17 protein-coding genes are annotated in these 17,049 nt (G+C 69.6%); 8 read left to right on the top strand and 9 right to left on the bottom strand.

Annotation, left to right across the window (positions count from 1 at the left end; all coding sequences use genetic code 11):
* Window positions 1-94 precede the first annotated feature (94 nt).
* The 7 genes from BLV57_RS03230 to BLV57_RS03200 all read right to left on the bottom strand — a co-directional run bounded on the left by BLV57_RS03230 (window position 95) and on the right by BLV57_RS03200 (window position 7,820).
* Window positions 95-1,729: an alpha/beta hydrolase gene (locus tag BLV57_RS03230; RefSeq protein WP_091286367.1), complete on the bottom strand. Its 1,635-nt coding sequence runs from the start codon at window positions 1,727-1,729 to the stop codon at window positions 95-97.
* Window positions 1,730-1,858: 129 nt separating this feature from the next.
* The gene (locus tag BLV57_RS03225; protein ID WP_245757128.1) at window positions 1,859-2,332 is read right to left on the bottom strand and encodes a nitroreductase family deazaflavin-dependent oxidoreductase; all 474 of its coding nucleotides are present in this window, start codon (window positions 2,330-2,332) and stop codon (window positions 1,859-1,861) included.
* A gap of 113 nt (window positions 2,333-2,445) precedes the next feature.
* Window positions 2,446-3,420, bottom strand: a complete 975-nt coding sequence (gene egtD / locus BLV57_RS03220) for an L-histidine N(alpha)-methyltransferase (RefSeq protein ID WP_091286364.1) — start codon at window positions 3,418-3,420, stop codon at window positions 2,446-2,448.
* Window positions 3,420-4,187, bottom strand: coding sequence for an ergothioneine biosynthesis protein EgtC (egtC, locus tag BLV57_RS03215; protein WP_091286361.1), 768 nt, complete (start codon window positions 4,185-4,187; stop codon window positions 3,420-3,422). Before egtC ends, egtD begins: the two co-directional genes overlap by 1 nt.
* Window positions 4,188-4,190: 3 nt before the next feature.
* Window positions 4,191-5,531 (bottom strand): ergothioneine biosynthesis protein EgtB, encoded by a 1,341-nt coding sequence (gene egtB, locus BLV57_RS03210; RefSeq protein ID WP_091286359.1) that lies wholly within the window; start codon window positions 5,529-5,531, stop codon window positions 4,191-4,193.
* 13 nt (window positions 5,532-5,544) lie between these two features.
* Window positions 5,545-6,795 carry a glutamate-cysteine ligase family protein gene (locus BLV57_RS03205; protein ID WP_091287841.1) on the bottom strand — a complete coding sequence of 417 codons (1,251 nt, stop codon included), beginning with the start codon at window positions 6,793-6,795 and terminating at the stop codon, window positions 5,545-5,547.
* Between the two features lie 116 nt (window positions 6,796-6,911).
* Window positions 6,912-7,820 (bottom strand): LysR family transcriptional regulator, encoded by a 909-nt coding sequence (locus BLV57_RS03200; protein ID WP_091286355.1) that lies wholly within the window; start codon window positions 7,818-7,820, stop codon window positions 6,912-6,914.
* A gap of 100 nt (window positions 7,821-7,920) precedes the next feature.
* Here BLV57_RS03200 and BLV57_RS03195 point away from each other — a divergent pair, with 100 nt between their 5' ends.
* The 7 genes from BLV57_RS03195 (at window position 7,921) to BLV57_RS03165 (ending at window position 14,776) form a co-directional block, all read left to right on the top strand.
* Entirely contained in the window at window positions 7,921-9,114 is a 1,194-nt protein-coding gene (locus BLV57_RS03195) for a Glu/Leu/Phe/Val dehydrogenase dimerization domain-containing protein (protein WP_091286353.1), read from the top strand.
* 187 nt (window positions 9,115-9,301) lie between these two features.
* A complete protein-coding gene (locus BLV57_RS03190) occupies window positions 9,302-9,898 on the top strand; it encodes a TetR/AcrR family transcriptional regulator (protein ID WP_091286350.1) in 597 nt (198 codons plus the stop codon).
* 27 nt (window positions 9,899-9,925) lie between these two features.
* The gene (locus tag BLV57_RS03185) at window positions 9,926-10,498 is read left to right on the top strand and encodes a TIGR03086 family metal-binding protein (RefSeq protein ID WP_091286347.1); all 573 of its coding nucleotides are present in this window, start codon (window positions 9,926-9,928) and stop codon (window positions 10,496-10,498) included.
* 138 nt (window positions 10,499-10,636) lie between these two features.
* Complete coding sequence (locus BLV57_RS03180; protein ID WP_091286344.1) at window positions 10,637-11,977, top strand: hemolysin family protein; 1,341 nt, start codon at window positions 10,637-10,639, stop codon at window positions 11,975-11,977.
* Window positions 11,974-13,017 carry a hemolysin family protein gene (locus BLV57_RS03175; protein WP_091286341.1) on the top strand — a complete coding sequence of 348 codons (1,044 nt, stop codon included), beginning with the start codon at window positions 11,974-11,976 and terminating at the stop codon, window positions 13,015-13,017. Before BLV57_RS03180 ends, BLV57_RS03175 begins: the two co-directional genes overlap by 4 nt.
* A complete protein-coding gene (locus tag BLV57_RS03170) occupies window positions 13,014-13,874 on the top strand; it encodes a 3-methyladenine DNA glycosylase (protein ID WP_091286339.1) in 861 nt (286 codons plus the stop codon). The genes BLV57_RS03175 and BLV57_RS03170 overlap by 4 nt, the downstream gene beginning before the upstream one ends.
* A gap of 209 nt (window positions 13,875-14,083) precedes the next feature.
* Entirely contained in the window at window positions 14,084-14,776 is a 693-nt protein-coding gene (locus BLV57_RS03165; protein ID WP_245757126.1) for a hypothetical protein, read from the top strand.
* Window positions 14,777-14,782: 6 nt separating this feature from the next.
* Here BLV57_RS03165 and BLV57_RS03160 read toward each other — a convergent pair whose 3' ends face one another.
* Complete coding sequence (locus BLV57_RS03160; protein ID WP_091286335.1) at window positions 14,783-15,613, bottom strand: aldo/keto reductase; 831 nt, start codon at window positions 15,611-15,613, stop codon at window positions 14,783-14,785.
* 27 nt (window positions 15,614-15,640) lie between these two features.
* Entirely contained in the window at window positions 15,641-16,441 is an 801-nt protein-coding gene (locus tag BLV57_RS03155; protein ID WP_091286334.1) for a helix-turn-helix domain-containing protein, read from the bottom strand.
* Window positions 16,442-16,557: 116 nt separating this feature from the next.
* Here BLV57_RS03155 and BLV57_RS03150 point away from each other — a divergent pair, with 116 nt between their 5' ends.
* Entirely contained in the window at window positions 16,558-16,911 is a 354-nt protein-coding gene (locus tag BLV57_RS03150; RefSeq protein WP_091286331.1) for a nuclear transport factor 2 family protein, read from the top strand.
* Window positions 16,912-17,049: the final 138 nt, after the last annotated feature.

The following is a 17,049-nucleotide window of genomic DNA, read 5'->3' as shown; positions in this document are numbered from 1 at the left end:
GTGAGTGTTCCCGACGGTTCTAACCGTCGGCAACGCTCACGACCCCACAACGCTGGGCCCGGGATAAAGCGGGCTTTATCCCGGGCCGAGCGGACTAGCTCTGGCCTGCGGCCGCCGCGGCCGAGGTGAACGGCTGGACGTTCGGCTGGAAGACCTGGCCCGCGGCGGGCACCTTGAGGTCGACCAGGTACTCGGCGGTGGCCTTGTCCACGCCGAGCGCGTCACCGAGGATGCAGTGCCCGAACGCGTCGACGGTCAGGAGGCGGGCGTTGCCCAGCTCGCCGGCCATCCGCTGCGCGAACTTGTACTGCGTCGCCGGGTCGTAGTAGTTGCCGATGACCAGCACCGGGGTGTCGGTCTCGACCCGCCACGGGCCGCGGTAGACGTCCGGCTTCTTGACCGGCCACACCGGGCAGCCGGCGGTGTCCGAGAACGCCTGGTAGCGGCCGAAGGTGGGCGACTCCTGCTCCCACTTCGCGGCGATCGCGGGAACGCTCTCCTGCTTCACGCCCTTGAACTGCTTGTCCGAGCAGTTCACGCCGAAGTACGAGTCGTCACCGGTGTACGGCGAGTCGCCGCGCCCGTCGTGACGGCCGGTGGCGCCGCTGTTCAGCACCTTCAGCTCCGCGGCCGCGAACGACTGCGCCTGCGCGCCGGCGGGCGGGAACGCGGTGTTGTAGAACAGCTGCAGGTCGGAGGCGAGCCCGCTGAACGCGGCGGGGTCGTACAGCGCGCCCGACACGGCGCCGGTGAACTTGTTGATGTCGTAGGGCTTGCCGTCGGGCCCGGTGATCGGCTTCGACCGCAGGTAGGTGCGGAGCTGGTCGAACTTCTCCCGCGGCTGGCCCGCGCTGAACGCGCAGTCCTTGCCGACCTGCTGGCAGCGCTTGAGGAACGCGTCGAGCGCGATCTCGAAGCCGGTGGCCCGCTCGCGGTCGTACTGGACGCCGTCCGAGGTGCGCAGCTGCGGGTCGACGTTGCCGTCGATCACGATCGCGCGGGACTGCTTCGGGAACATCGCGGCGTAGGTCGACCCGATCAGGGTGCCGTACGAGAAGCCGACATAGGTGAGCTTCTGGTCGCCGACCGCGGCACGCAGCACGTCGAGGTCACGCACCACGTCCTTCGTGGACATGTGGTTAAGCAGCGCGCCGGCGTTGTTCTTGCAGAACTGGCCGTAGTCGCGGTACGCGGCGAGCGTTCCGGAGATCTCCGCGCGGCTGAGCGGCACGGCGATCTGCGCGTTGAACACCTCGTCGGCGTCCTCCTGCGTGGTGAAGCACTTCAGCGGGTTGCTGATGCCGACGCCGCGCGGGTCGAAGCCGATCAGGTCGAACTTGTCGACGACCGACGGCTGCAGGAACCGCGTGCCCGAGATGGCCATCCGGCGGCCGGGGCCACCGGGACCGCCCGGGTTGAGGAACAGCGACCCGATCTTCTTGTCCGGGGTGTTCGCCGAGTGCTTGAGCAGGCCGATGTCGATGGTGCCCAGGTACGCGTTGTCGTGGTCGATCGGCATGCGGTAGCTGCCGCAGCTGTATTCCTTCAGCTTGTCGGCCGGGACACCGCTGAGCGTGCCCGCCGGGCAGGGAATTCCCCACTTCACCGGCGGCGTGGCGCCGACGGGCGCGGGGAAGACCTTCCCGCCGTCCTCCGTGGCTCCGGCCGTCGTCGCTCCCGCCAGCACCGTCCCGGCTACCAGCGCCCCCACCAGTGCGAAGACCCGCACCGGCTTCCTCGTGGATCTCGGCAAGACTTCTCCTCCCACAAGTCACCGCGTGTCACGGTGAGTCACGGGTCCCGACCTTTCCACAGTCAGGTGACCGCCGTCACCGGCCGAAAGGATGGAGCAAACCCGTCAAATGGACCGGGAGAGTGAGAAAATCGGTAACCGCCTGCCCGCGGCCGTACGCTCCATGGCGTAACCCGGCCAGAAGTCGAGCAGCCGCCGCCACATCACGTCGTACTCGTCGTCGAGCAGCTCGCGCGCGACGACCGCGATCTCGCGGCCCTTGATCGCGATCGTCGCCTCGGGCTTGGCCCGCAGGTTGAACGTCCACGCCGGGTCGCTCGGCTTTCCCCAGTTCGACCCGGTGAGCACGAACCCGTCGCCGTCGGGGAAGTACAGCAGGTTGTTGCTCCTGGCCAGGCCGGACTTGCGGCCGGTGGTGGTCAGCCGCAGCGACGGCAGCCCGGCCATGGCCACCAGGCTGAAGCGGCCGGACGAGGCCCGGTGCAGCTTCTGGTCGGCCCAGATGATCCCCGGGGCCAGGCTCATCAGCCACGGCCTGGTCCCCAGCGCCCGTGCCACTGCCACAAGAGGGTTACGCACCGCCTCATCCTTCCCCGCCCAGGCCTCAGCGCCCACGCCGGGTCACACCCTCACCCCGGGATAAAGCGGGCTTTATCCCGGGGTGGCGTAAAGCCCGCTTTATCCCGGTCTTGTCAGCCGATCGAGCGAGCCAGGCTCAGGCCGAACCGCTCCTCGCCGTCGGTCCACCAGTGGTCGAGGTCGAACCCGGCCGCCGCCAGCTCGGCCTCGACGCCGGCGCGCCGGAACTTGGCCGAGATCTCCGTGCGGATGTACTCGCCCGCCGCGAAGGGGACTTCGAGGTCGGCGCCGGGCACGCGCACGGTGACGGCCTCGCGGGCGCGCAGGCGCATCTCGATCCACTCGGCCTCGGTGTCCCAGAACGACTCGTGTGCGAAGGCGTCCGGGTCGAAGTCGGCGCCGAGCTGGGCGTTGATCACGCGCAGGACGTTGCGGTTGAAGTCGGCGGTGACCCCGGCCGCGTCGTCGTAGGCGCGTTCGAGTGTCGCGGGGTCCTTGACGAGGTCGGTGCCGAGCAGCAGCCACTCCCCCGGCGCCAGCACCTCGCGCACGGAGCTGAGGAACTTCGCGCGCTCGGCCGGGAGGAAGTTGCCGAGCGTGCCGCCGAGGAAGGCGACCACCCGGGGCTGCTCGCCCGGCAGCAGGTCCAGGTGCTGGGTGAAGTCGCCGACGACCCCGCGCACGTCGAGCTTCGGGTAGTCGGCCGCGATGGCGGTGGTGGCTTCGGCGAGCGCGGACGCCGAGACGTCCAGCGGGACGAAGCTTTCGAGCGTGCCGTGCGCGGTCAGCGCGTCGAGCAGCAGCCGGGTCTTCTCGCTGGAGCCGGAGCCCAGCTCGACCAGCGTGTGCGCGGAGGTGAGCCGGGCGATCTCACCGGCCTCGCGGCGCAGGATCTCCCGTTCGGCCCTGGTCGGGTAGTACTCGGGCAGCGCGGTGATCGCTTCGAACAGCTCACTGCCGCGGGCGTCGTAGAACCACTTGGCGGGCAACCACTTCTGGGTGGCCGTCAGTCCTTCGCGGACGTCGGCGCGTAACGCGCCCGCCGCGGACTCGGCACTGTGGTGCACTTCGAGGTCGGCTTCGGTCATCAGGGTCGAGCACTCCGATCTGGTTCTTGGCCGATCTGGATCATCTTGGCCGTCGCGCGGTCAGCGCGCACGGCGTGTCCCTCGGGTACCGGGGTCCAGCCGGGATTCCCGTCGAACGGCTCGGAGGCGACGTACACGGCGTCGCCTTGCCGCAGCAGGGACAGCGAATGCGTCCAGGCGGTGGCGATGAGCTGCTCCCCATCGGTGAGCAGGAAGTTCAGCCGGGATCCCGGCGCCGCCGCTTCGACGGCGAGCACGAGCCCGGTGACCGCTTCGAGCGGATCGGCGCCGTCACGCAGCCGCTCACGCAGCAAAGTCCACAGCAGCGCCGAATCGGTCGGCGCTTCGACCGTGAACAGGTCCGTGACCGGCAGTTTCTCCGCCAGCGGGGCCATCGAGCCAGGCCAGCCGGTGACGAGTCCATTGTGGCTGAACAGCCACCTGCCGTCGGTGAACGGGCTGCACGCGGCCTCGGTCACCGGCATCCCGGTGGTGCCGTTGCGCACGGCCGCGACGAAAGCGCCGGTGCGCAGAGACCCCGCGAGCGGGGGCAGCGACTCGTCCGCCCACAGTGGACTGACCCGCCGGTACCGCAGCGTCTCACCGGACGCGCCGTACCAGCCGAGCCCGAAACCGTCGGCGTTGACCGTGCCGCCGCCGCGCATGTCCGCGGGCGCGTACGACTGGCGCAGCAGCGAGTGCGGCGCCGTGAAGATCGTTTCACCCGGCGCGCAGGGCGGCCCGAGGTACCCCAAATGCCTGCACATAGCTCAGTCGATCTCCCCCGGTCCGGCATCCCTGGCGCACCGGAAGCCGGAGAAGATCTGCCGCCGGATCGGGTAGTCCCAGTTGCGGAAGGTGCCCCGGATCGCCGCCGCGTCCGTACCGAAGGAACCACCGCGCAGCACCTTGTATTCCGGCCCGAAGAACACTTCCGAGTACTCCCGGTACGGGAACGCCGCGAAGCCCGGGTAGCCGTGGAAGTCGCTGCTGGTCCACTCCCAGACGTCCCCGATCAGCTGGTGCACGCCCAGCGGCGACGCACCGGCCGGGTACGCACCGACCTCGGCTGGGCGCAGGTGACGCTGGCCGAGGTTGGCGTGCTCCTCGCGGGGCTCGTCGTCGCCCCACGGGAACCGGCGCGACCGGCCACTGGCCGGATCGAACCTGGCGGCCTTCTCCCACTCGGGCTCGGTCGGCAGCCGCCTGCCCGCCCACTTCGCGTAGGCCTCGGCCTCGTAGAACGACACGTGCACGACCGGCTCTGCGGCGGGCACCCGCTCGTAGACGCCGAACCGGGTGCGCCACCAGCCGTCGATCTCACGCTTCCAGAACCGGGGCGCGACGATGCCGTTGTCCTGGCGATACGCCCAGCCGGGCTCGCTCCACCACTGCGGGTCGTCGTAGCCGCCCGAGTCCAGGAACTCGGTGTACGCGCCGTTCGTGACCGGGGTGGTGTCGATGAAGAAGGCCTCGACCACGGTTTCGTGCGCGGGGCGTTCGTTGTCCAGCGCCCACGGCTCGGCCGAGGTGCCCATCTGGAACGGCCCGCCGGGCACCAGTACCTCCGAGGGCAGCGGCCCGGCGGATTTCGGCGGGTTCGGCGCGTGCAGCACCGGGTCGCCCTGGCGCAGCTGATGGGTGGCGAGCATGGTCTCGTCGTGCTGCTGCTCGTGCTGGGTGATCATGCCGAACGCGAACGCGTCCGCCAGCAGCCTTCGGCCACTCAGCGGCACTTTTTCCAGTATTTCCAACGACTTCTCGCGCACCTCGCGCACGTAGCCGCGCGCGTCCTCCGGGCCGAGCATCGGCAGCGACGGCCTGTCCGCGCGCGCGTGCAGGAACGCGTCGTAGATCTCGTCGAGGTCGCCGCGCACCGGCTCTCGGCCGCCGACGTCGCGGACCAGCCAGAGCTCTTCCTGGCTGCCGATGTGCGCGAGGTCCCACACCAGCGGGGACATCAGTTTCGAGTGCTGCGTGGTCAGGGTCTCGTCGTCGACGTCCGTCAGCACGAGGCTGCGGGCCCTGGCGCGCGTGAGCGCCTCGGCGGCGTGCGCGCGCAGGTCCTGCGGGGACAGTTCGCGGAGCGGGTTCTGTTCTGCTGTGGTCATTTCGGGAAGTCTCCTAAGCGCCGGCGCGTTTCTGCACGGCGTCGGCGATCTCGGCGATCACCGGTCGCGGAAGGTCGGTGCGGCTCAGCGAGGCGCAGCCCAGATCGGCCACTTTCCTTGCCACCGCGGCGATTCCGGCGTCCGCGAGGCCGAACCTCGCGGCGCTTTCCCACTGGTCGAGCACCGGCGCGCACAGGTCGAGCACGGCGTCCACTGTGGACTCGTCGGCCAGCAGCGCGGTGAACAGCGCGACCGGCGCCAGCCAGCCGTCACCGGGTTGCGCGTCGAGATAGCGGACCTCGAGATACCCCTGTGGACGGACGGGGGTGAACATCGTGCTCAGGTGGTACGCCAGATCGGCCTCGGTCGGCTTCGGCAGCAGGCGGCCGGCGCCGCGGCCGTCGATCCAGTCGGCGAAGCTCAACCCGTCCGGCGCGTCCCAGGGCGCGTTTTCCCTGGGCAGCACCATGAGCGGCGTGTCGAGCAGCCTTTTCGCCCAGGCCGACGGCGGGTCCGTTGTGGACAGCGACCCCGTGGTCTGGGTGCGCACCGGCTCGGTGTTCATCACCGCGAGCCAGCGCGCCGAGGCGTGGCCGGTGTCGGCCCCCGCGTGCACGCGGGAGTTCGCGAACAGGGCCAGCAGCGGCGGGCCGAGCGCGTGCACGGCCGCCCAGCGCTTGGCCAGCTGGGCTTCCTCACCCGCGTCGACGCAGATCTGCAGACCGGCGGTGGCCGCCATCATCGTGATGCCGCCGGTGCCGATCGGGGCGAAACGGCGCTCCATGGCCTCGTACCGGTCGGTGCGCAGGCGGCGGACGGGCGGCCTATGGGCGTCTATGCCCGTTTCGCCCAGGCGCAGGCCGCGTCGGGCGAGAAGTTCGGATAGTCGGGCCAGGTCCGTGGAGACCACCTCGGCCAGCGCGCTCAGCGAAGGCTGGGGCTGGGCGGAGATCTCTACCTGCAGGCCGGGTTCGAGGCTCATCGGCGAGCCACCCGGCAAGGGGACGGCGGGGCTTTCGGGGCGGAGCGTCCTGGGGGTGTGCGGACCGAGCGCGGCCGCCAGGTCGTCCGGGCTCAAAGGTCTTCGTGGGTCGTCCGCGTAGTGCACCGTGTACTCAAGTTCGACGCCGAGCAGCTTCGGTGGCCCGTGCTTGAAACAGACCGAAGCGACATAAGCCTCGCCCGCGGCTCTGTCCGCGAGCACCCTGGCCGTGCGGTTCACCGCACTCCCGGACTTCTCCGGGAATTCACGTACCGCCGTCATGTTCATTTCACCGCCATCCGCTGAGTGGGAAACCTCCTTCGGACGCTACACGCGGGGTACGACAATTCGCAGCACTCGGCTCGCGGGTGCCCGCACGGGTCCGCGGACCGTAAGAACTAGACGGCCAGGCCGAGCTCGGCGGCCGCGCCGCGCACGGCCTCGATGACCAGGTTCAACGCGGGGCGGCGCGAGGCCTTCGTGCGGTAGGCGATGGAGACGGTGCGCAGCAGCGGCGTCGTCAGCGGCACCACATCTATACCCGGAGGGCGCAGCGTCAGCCCGAGATCGGACACGAGCGTGACGCCGAGGCCCGAAGCCACCATGGCCATCGCGGTGAACTGCTCCTCGACCTCGTGGTTGATCTTCGGCTCGAACCCGTGGCGCGCGCAGGCGACCCGCACGGCCTTGCCGAAGTGACTCTTCGGGCTGGCGAGGATCCACGGATGCTCGGCGAGGTCGGCCAGCGCGGCGGCCCCGGACGGCACCGACCCGATCGGCACGGCGGCGTGCAGCCGCTCGACCGCGATCATGACCCGTTCCAGCCCGGGATCCCAGCGGGTCGGCGCGTCGCTGTAGTCGAGCACGAACGACAGGTCCAGCGTGCCGTCGCGGACGGCGTCGGCGGTGTCCTCCGGCGCGAGTTCCCTGGTGCGGACCTGGATCCCGGGATGTTCACCGGCCAAGGTCGTCAGCGCCGACGGCAGCAGCCCCGACGCCACCGAGGCCCAGACGCCCGCGGTCAGCTTGACCGTGAGCGGCTCCTGCGCCTCTTCCAGCGCGTGGGTCGCCCGTTCGACCGAACCGAGGATCTCCTCGGCGTGCTCGGTCAGCAGCCTGCCGAGCTCGGTCAGCTGGACACGCCTGCCGAGCCGTTCGAACAGCTTCGCCCCGACGTCGCGCTCGAGCTGGGCGAGCTGCTGGGACACCGCGGAAGCCGTGTAGTGCAACGCCGCGGCGGCCGCCGTGACCGTGCCCCTGCGGTGCAGCTCCCGGAGCATCCGCAAGCGGTGCAACGAAAGCTCCATGCAGAAACCCTAAACAACTTCGTGCACTTTCGTTAACTGGACGCGCGCGCCGCGCCCCCCGCACGCTGGTGGCAGGCGGGAAACGCGACGAAGGGTGGAGATGTTGAGAAGGCAGGACTCCGAGCCGCTGGCCAGGACCACGTGGATCGACCCGGTCACCGGCGCGCACGGCTACCTGGTCATCCATTCACTGGTGTCCGGGGTGGCGACCGGCGGGACGCGGATGCGCGCAGGCTGCACGCTGAGCGAGGTGGAGGACCTGGCCCGCGGCATGGCGAACAAGACCGCGACGTTCAACCTCCCGGTCGGCGGCGCCAAGGGCGGCATCGACTTCGACCCGAAGGACCCCCGCGCCGTCGAGGTGCTGGAGCGGTTCTGCGCCTTCTTCCGGCCCTGGCTCGACGCGCACTGGGTGACCGCGGAGGACCTCGGCGTCCCCCAGCACCTCATCGACGACGTGTTCGCCCGCCTCGGCCTCGAGCAGTCGTATCACGCGGCGATCAGCCGGTCGGCCGATCCCGCCCGCACGCTCCGCCGGGTCCAGGCCGGGCTCAACGCCCCCGTCCCCGGCGGTCTCCTGCTCGGTGACGTCGTCGGCGGCTACGGCGTGGCACAGGCCTGCCTCGGTGTCTCGGCGGCGTGGGAGCAGGAGTGCGCGGCGACGACGGTCGCGATCCAGGGCATCGGCACCATGGGCGGCGGAGCGGCCTTCTACCTGCATGAGGCCGGCATGAAGGTGATCGCCGTGGCCGACGCGGCCGGCACCCTTTATCACCCGGACGGCCTAGACATCCCGGCGCTGCTCGAGCTGCGCGACGGCTTCGGCGAGATCGACCGGTCCCAGGTGCCCGCCGGGGTGTCGCTGCTCCCCCGCGACGCGGTCCTGTCGATCGAGGCCGACCTGTTCGTCCCGGCGGCGATCTCGTACGCGATCACCCCGGGCAACCAGGGTTCGGTGGCGGCCCGCGTGGTCGTCGAAGCCGCCAACGCGGCGACGACCCCCGAGGCGGAGGGCATGCTCACGGCCCGCGGCATCCCGGTGATCCCCGACTTCGTCGCCAACGCGGGCGCGGCGGCCTGGGCCTGGTGGCTCCTGCTCGGTGAGGTCGGCGCCGACCCGGCCGACTCGTTCCAGCGCCTGCGCACCGAGATGCAGTCCAAGGTCGCGCTGCTGCTGAGCGCCTGGTCGATGGACCGCATCCCGCCCAGGGTCACCGGCTGGCAGCTCGCGGAGGACAACCGCGTCCAGACCGCGGCCTCCCCCGAGACCGCGCCCGTGCTCACCATTCCCTAGCCCGGGGCTTGGGGGTCGTGAGTGTTGCGGCCGGTTCTAACCGGTCTGAACACTCACGACCCCGGGCGTAACGAACGCCGCTTCCCCGACGCTGAAGGGTGGGAAGCGGCGTTCGCGCGTTCGACGGAGTGCAACAAACCGTACGTACGGATTGCTAAGTCGGGGCTCGCGGTGTTAAGAACTAAGGATGCCACGAGTGAGCCAGGATCACCTCGACGCACGACGCCGCCAGATCCTCGATGGCTCCCGGGTGTGTTTCGCCCGCTTCGGGTACGAGGGCGCCACCGTGCGCAGGCTCGAAGAGGCGACCGGTCTTTCGCGCGGCGCGATCTTCCACCACTTCCGCGACAAGGAGTCGCTGTTCCTCGCGCTCGCCGAGGACGACGCCGTCCGGATGGCCGACGTCGTCGCCGAACAGGGCCTCGTGCAGGTCATGCGCGACCTGCTCGCCGAGGGCAGCGACCACCCGGCCGACTGGCTGGGCACGCGGCTGGAGGTGTCGCGGCGGCTGCGGACCGATCCCGAGTTCCGGGCGCGGTGGGCCGAGCGGTCGCAGCAGCTCACCGCCGCCACCCGCCAGCGCCTGCTCCGCCAGCGCGAGGCTGGCAACCTGCGCGATGACGTCGACGTCGCCGTGCTGACCAGTTTCCTGGAGCTCGTGCTCGAAGGCCTGGTCTCGCATCTGGCCATGGGTCTGCCCGCCGACAACCTGGGCCCGGTGCTCGACCTCGTCGAGGAATCGGTGCGAAGGCACCGGGTGAGCGCGCAGGTCCGCCCGGCATAGCCACCCCGATCGTGGTGAACTGTCCTGGTGGCCCTTCTCGAAGCGCACAGCGCCGCCATGGACTCGTTCGACCGGGTGCTGCGCGGCGTCGGCGCCGAGGCCTGGCACTCGCCGACCCCGTGCCGTGAGTGGACCGTGCGCGACCTGGTCAACCACCTGACCGCCGAGCAGCTCTGGGTGCCGCACCTGCTCGCGGGCGCGACCATGGACGACGTCGGTGACCGGTTCGACGGCGACGTGCTCGGCGACGATCCTCTCAAGACCTGGGAGCAGGCGGCCGCGGCCGCGCGCGAGGCGTTCCACGAGCCGGGGGTGCTGACGCGCAACGTGCAGGTGTCGAGCGGGCTGATCGAGTGCTCGGACTACGGCTGGCAGATGACCATCGATCTCGCGGTGCACGCCTGGGACCTCGCGACCGCCATCGGGCGGCCGAACCCGATCGACCCGTTTGTGGCCGCCGAGCTGCTGGAAGTCGTTCGCCCGCAGCTCGACGCGTGGCAGGGCCTCGGCATTTTCGACCCGCCGGTGGCCGTCTCGCGCCACGCCGACGCGCCCACCCGGCTGGTCGCGTTATTGGGACGAACGCCATACCGCGCGTAGAAGCGCTGGTCACCCGGTAAGATTGAGCTCGCCGCAAACATCTTCTCGAGGAGTGACTCTTTTCGTGCGCGACGCGCAGTCACCTGGTGACAGTATCGAGCCGGGTGGCGAACCCGGCTTTCCCCCCGGCGGGCGACGATGATGGACGTCCTTCTCGCCGTTCTGGGCGTCTTCTTCTTCCTGCTGCTGACCATCGGCACCGGCCTCGCCGTCGCCGCTGAGTTCTCGCTGACCGCGCTCGAGCGCTCGACCGTGGACGCGAACGTCCGCCAGGTCGGCGACAAGCGGGCGATCACCGTGCAGAAGGCCCATCAGAGCCTTTCGTTCCAGCTCTCCGGCGCGCAGGTGGCGATCACGCTCACCACGCTGATCACCGGATACCTGGCGGAACCGCTGATCGGCGAGCTGCTGCGGCCGCTGCTGACCGGGATCGGCCTGTCCGACGCGGTCGCGTCCGGAATCTCGCTCGCGGTGGCGCTGCTGCTCGCGACCTCGCTGTCGATGCTGCTCGGCGAGATGATCCCGAAGAACCTCGCGATCGCGCGCCCGCTGCAGACCGCCCGCGCGGTCGCCGGGTACCACTCGCGGTTCTCGGCGCTGTTCCGCTGGCTGATCACGATCATGAACAACAGCGCGAACTTCCTGGTGCGCAAGTTCGGTGTCGAGCCGCAGGAGGAACTGCGCTCGGCCCGCTCGCCGCAGGAGCTCGGCTCGATCGTGCGCTCCAGCGCGGAAAGCGGCACGCTCGACACGTCGACCGCGGAGCTGCTCGACAAGTCGCTGCGCTTCGGCGAGCGGACCGCGGAAGAGCTCATGACCCCGCGCGTCCAGCTCGAATCGCTGACGGTCGACCAGTCCATCAACGAGCTCATCGCGCTGTCCCGCGAAACCGGGTTCTCCCGTTTCCCTGTCTACTCCGAGGATCTCGACGACGTGCAGGGCGCGGTCCACATCAAGCAGGCGTTCACCGTCGCGGGCCCCGAGCGCGACACGGTTCGCGTCGGCTCGGTCATGCGCCCGGTGCCGACGGTCCCCGAATCACTGCCGGGCGACTCGCTGCTCAACCGCCTGCGCGACTCGCGTTTCCAGCTCGCCATCGTCGTCGACGAGTACGGCGGCACGGCGGGACTGGTCACGCTCGAGGACGTCGTCGAGGAGATCATCGGCGACGTCCGCGACGAGCACGACGGGCGCGAAACCCCGGCGGCGCAACGACTCGGCGCCGACAGCTGGATGGTGTCCGGGCAGCTGCGCGCCGACGAGGTGACCGACGTCACCGGCTTCCGCATGCCGGACGGTGACTACGAGACCATCGCCGGGCTCATCCTCGAACGCCTCGGCAAGATCCCGGCCGAGGGCGAGTGGACCGATGTGGACGGCTGGCGGCTCACGGTGACCACCATGGACCGCCTGCGCATCGCCGAGGTCAACGTGCGCTCACTCGAACTCACCCAGGCCGAGCAGGAGCTGGTCCGATGAGCGACTGGTTCTCGATCTTCCTCGTGGTCGTGCTGCTGCTGGCGAACGCGTTCTTCGTCGGCGCCGAGTTCAGCCTCATCTCCTCGCGCCGCGACCGGCTGGAAGCGTTGCTGGAGCAGGGAAAGACCCGCGCGCGCACGGTCATCAACGCGTCGAAGAACGTCTCGCTGATGCTGGCGGGCGCGCAGCTGGGCATCACCATCTGCTCGCTGCTGCTGGGCAGGCTCGGCGAACCGGCGATCGCGCACCGGCTGGCGCTGTTCTTCGACCTGTTCGGCGTGCCCGAGGTGCTGCGGCACGCGATCTCGTTCGCGATCGCGCTGGCGTTCATCACCATCGCGCACGTGCTGATCGGCGAGATGGTGCCGAAGAACCTCGCGATCGCCGAGCCCGAGCGGCTCGCGCTGTGGCTGGTGCCGCTGCACGTGGCATGGGTCAAGCTGGCGAACCCGTTCATCTGGCTGCTGAACTTCATCGCCAACTCGGCGCTGCGGCTGGTCAAAGTGGACCCCAAGGACGAGCTCGAAACCGCTTACACCTCAGCGGAACTGGCGGAGCTGCTCAGTGAGTCGCGCCGCGAGGGCCTGCTGGAGCAGTCCGAGCACCAGCGCCTGACCCAGACGCTGTCGTCGGTGCGCAAGACCGTCGCCGACGTGCTGGTGCCGACGTCGGAGCTGAAGACGCTGCCGAGCATGCCGACGCTGGGCGACGTCGAGGCGATCGTGTCCTCGACCGGCTTCTCGCGGTTCCCGCTGCGTGCCGAAACCGGTGAGCTGATCGGCTATCTCCACGTGAAGGACGTGCTCGACCAGGCGGGCGAAGACCCGTCGAGCACCATCCCGGCGACGAAGACCCGGGCGCTCACCGAGCTGCGCGCCGACGCTCGGCTCGACGTCGCGCTGTCGGCGATGCGCAAGGAAGGCAGTCACCTCGCCCGCGCGCTCGACGCCGACGGGAAGGCGATCGGCGTTGTGGCGCTGGAAGATCTGGTCGAGGAGTACGTCGGCACGGTGCGCGATGGGACGCACGTGCGGGCATGAACGTGCTGACCGAACCCGAGTGGCGAGCCCGCGAGGAGGCGCACGCCGAGCGGATGCGGCACTGGACGGTGCCGCACACGCAGCGGCGCGCGAGGCAGGAAAAGCACCCGGTGCTGGACTTCCTGTTCACCTACTACTCGCACAAACCGTCCCATTTGGAGCGGTGGAGCCCAGGGCTCGGCGTGGTGCTGGAAGGCGCGCAAGCGCGGCGGTTCCTCGATCGCAAGGGCTACCGCGAGGTGCCCGGCGGGATCACGGCCGACCCGTCCGCCGCGTCGCAGCGGACGGTGACCTACATCGGCGCGCTGCTGAAGGCGACCGCGTCGCGCGCGCCGCGGCTGAGCTGTTTCGGGCTGCACGAGTGGGCGATGGTCTACCGGCAGCCCGCGAGTGAGATCCGCCATGCCCAGTTGCCGCTGAGACTCGGCTCACCCGGCACCGACGAGGTGGTCGAGTCGATGGGCGTGCGCTGCGGGCATTTCGACGCGTTCCGGTTCTTCACACCGGAGGCGCGCCCGCGCAACGAGCTGCAGCCCACCAGGGAGACTCAAGCGGACTTCGAGCAGCCCGGCTGCCTGCACGCCAACATGGATCTCTACAAGTGGGCGGCGAAGCTCGATCCGTTCGTCCCGGCGGAGCTGCTCGGCGACTGTTTCGCGCTGGCGGCGGAAATCCGGGAATTGGACATGCGTGCCAGTCCGTACGACCTGGCGGACCACGGGTACCCACCGGTCCGTATCGAGACTCCGGACGGACGGCGTGAATACGCCCGTAAGCAGGCGGAATTCGCACGCCGGGCGGCGCCTTTGCGCGAAAGAATTTCCGAAATCTGCGGAGAGTTGACCATTCTTTTCTGAATTCTGCCGTTTGGCGACCCCGCAGCGTGAGGGGCCTGTCACGCCGCGCCTATCGTTACCTGAGCTAAAGAAAAGTCACACGGCAGGCTTGTTGACACCGCATGCTAAAACTGTGCGTCACCGCATTTTGCCCCTTGAATACACCTGTTAGAGTGATAACGTTTTGATTGCGCCTACGGAGCGCACGTACCGGTAGCGAAAGGACAACGATGGGGCGTCACACCCTGGCCGAGGAACCGCTGCCTCACCCCCTCGACCCGCCCGCCCGTCGTGCTCAGGCCGGTAGCGGGGAGAGCACCGGCTCCCACCGCATCGTCGGCAAGAAGGCGCCGCGCCGCCGGATGGCCAAGTGGCCCATCGCCTGCCTCGTGTTCGTCCTGCTGGCCGGCCTCGGTGTCGCGGGCTGGAACTGGCTGGACAGCATGTCCAACAGCCGCGCCGAGGCGCAGGCGGTCAGCTGTGACGCCGGTAACTCCAACATCCGCGTGATCACCACGCAGTCGATCGAGAAGCCCGTCTCGCTCGCCGCCGCGAAGTGGAACAAGGCCAAGACGGTCGTCCGCGACCACTGCGTCCACGTCGACGTCTACGCGTTCAAGTCCTCGGACGTGCTCGCCTCGCTCACCGGTGAGGCGCCGATGGACAAGATCGGCGGGCTGCCCACCGCCTGGGTCCCCGAGTCCTCGTTCTGGGCGGGCGAGCTGCAGTCCAAGAAGCCGGAACTGGTCAGCGCGCCGCCGCTGTCGGTCGCCAACGCGATGTCGGCGGACTACCCGTACGTCGGCCTGGGCGACAGCACCGTCGACGACACCCAGAAGCGCGCCGCGCAGGCCTTCCGCGACTTCCTCAAGCAGCCGGATCAGCAGAAGGACTTCGCCGGCGCCGGTATCAAGGGAACCTGAGGCCCGTCAGGCGTAGTCGAAGGTGTCCGGATCGGGCCCGGTCCGGGTGCCGTCGTCCAGCTCCGCGATGACCAGCATGTCGTCGTCGGCCAGCTCGAAGTCGAAGACGTCGATGTTCTCCGCGATCCGTGACGGGGTGACCGACTTCGGGATGGCCACGTTCCCGAGCTGAAGGTGCCAGCGCAGCACGATCTGCGCGGGGCTTTTGCCGTACTTGGACGAGAGCGCCGTGATGGTCTTTTCGCCCAGCAGTGAGCCTTTCGCGAGCGGGCTCCAGGCCTCGGTGACGATCCCGTGCTCGGCGTGGAACTCACGCAGCGGCACCTGCTGCAGCGCGGGGTGCAGCTCGACCTGGTTGACCGCGGGCACGATCTCCGTCTCCTCGAACAGCGACCGCAGGTGCGCGGCGGTGAAGTTCGAGACGCCGATGGCGCGGGCCCGGCCGTCGCGGTGGATCGCCTCGAGCGCGCGGTAGGTCTCCCCCGCGCTGCCGCGCCGGGGCAGCGGCCAGTGGATCAGGTACAGGTCGATCTGCTCGAGCCCGAGCGCGGCCAGGCTCGTGTCGAACGCCTTGAGCGCCTTGTCGTAGCCGTGGTGGGCGTTCCACAGTTTGGTGGTGACGAACAGTTCCTCACGCGGGATGCCCGAGGCGCGGATCGCCTCGCCGACACCCGCCTCGTTCTGGTACATCGCGGCGGTATCGATGCTGCGGTAGCCGGCTTCCAGCGCGGTGGTGACGACCTTGGCCGTGCCGTCGGCGGGCACCTGCCAGACACCGAACCCGAGCTGGGGGATCTTGACGTCGTTGTTGAGGCGGATGGTGGGCACGTCGGCCATGGCGTGGCGTCCTCACGTCGGATTCCTCTACCCCCGCGTATCCTGCCATCCCCGCCGCAGATACTCAGCCGTCGGCGTGTCGGCCGGGAAGAAGGATTCGATCACCAACTCGGCCAGTGTGATGTCCAGCGGTGTGCCGAAGGTCGCGACCGTGGAGAAGAAGGTCAGTTCGGTGCCGTGGTGGCGCATCCGCAGCGGGATGATGATGTCGCCGGGCGCCGGGATCTCGACATCGGGCACCGGCTGGTCGCACGGATAGCCGCGCAGCTCGTCGAGCAGCTCCGTGAGCACCGGGTCGGCGGTCTGCGCGACCTGCCTGCGGAGCCGTCCCAGCAGGTGTGCCCGCCACTCCCCCAGGTTGACGATGTGCGGCGCCATCCCGTCCGGATGCAGCGTCGCGCGCAGGACGTTGGTGAGCAGCGACGGGTCGACGTTCTCGACCATGATCCCGATGCTGGTGTTGGCCTCGACGAGGTTCCAGTGCCGGTCGACCACCGCGGCGGGGTACGGCTCATGGCTGGTGAGCAGCTGGCGCACGGCTTGGCGGGCGGCGGCCATCTCGGGGTCGGCGAGCCCGGTCTCCGCGTAGGCGGGCGCGTAGCCCGCGGCGAGCAGGAGCTGGTTGCGCTCGCGCAGCGGCACGTCGAGGTGCTCGCCGAGCTTGAGCACCATCTCGCGGCTCGGCTGCGAACGCCCGGTCTCGACGAAACTCAGGTGCCTGGTGGAAATCTCCGCTTCGATGGCCAGGTCGAGCTGGCTGATGCGGCGGCGATCCCGCCATTCACGCAGCAGCTGGCCGACGGGCCGTTGACGCGTCGCTGTGGTCACGACCGCGACGCTACGACAGTTCGCGGTGCGCCCGCCATTACCTCCGGCGTAATCGACGGGCGGCGGGTCTCCCGGACAAGGTTGTGCCAACACACCGAACGAAAGGGGTTCACACCATGTCCGACATCGCCGACCGCTACCTCGCCGTCTGGAACGAGACCGACCCGGCCCGCCGCCGCGCCCTCATCGCGGACACGTTCACCGAGGACGCCTCCTACACCGACCCACTCGGCGCGGTCCGCGGCCACGACGGCATCGACACCTTCATCGCGGGTGCCCAGGCCCAGTTCCCCGGCCTCGTCTTCACCCTGCCAGCCGAGCCGGACGCGCACCACAACCTGGCCCGCTTCCAGTGGCACCTCGGCGCTCCCGACGCGCCCGAGCCCCTGGTCATCGGCTTCGACGTGGTCGTGGTGACCGACGGCCGCATCAGCGCCGTCGGCGGCTTCCTCGACAAAGTCCCTGCCTGACCAAGGTCGTGAGTGTTCCGGCCGGTTCTAACCGGCCATACCACTCACGACCCCTGCGCTGGGGGAACCTGGGGGTCGTGAGCGTTGCGGGCGGTTAGAACCGCCCGCAACGCTCACGAGCCCCTACCGCGACCACCC

Source organism: Amycolatopsis xylanica, from assembly GCF_900107045.1.
In the GTDB taxonomy this organism is placed as follows: Bacteria; Actinomycetota; Actinomycetes; order Mycobacteriales; family Pseudonocardiaceae; genus Amycolatopsis; species Amycolatopsis xylanica.
The sequence above is the reverse complement of the archived record's forward strand: the minus strand, read 5'-3'. Positions and strand labels throughout refer to the sequence as shown.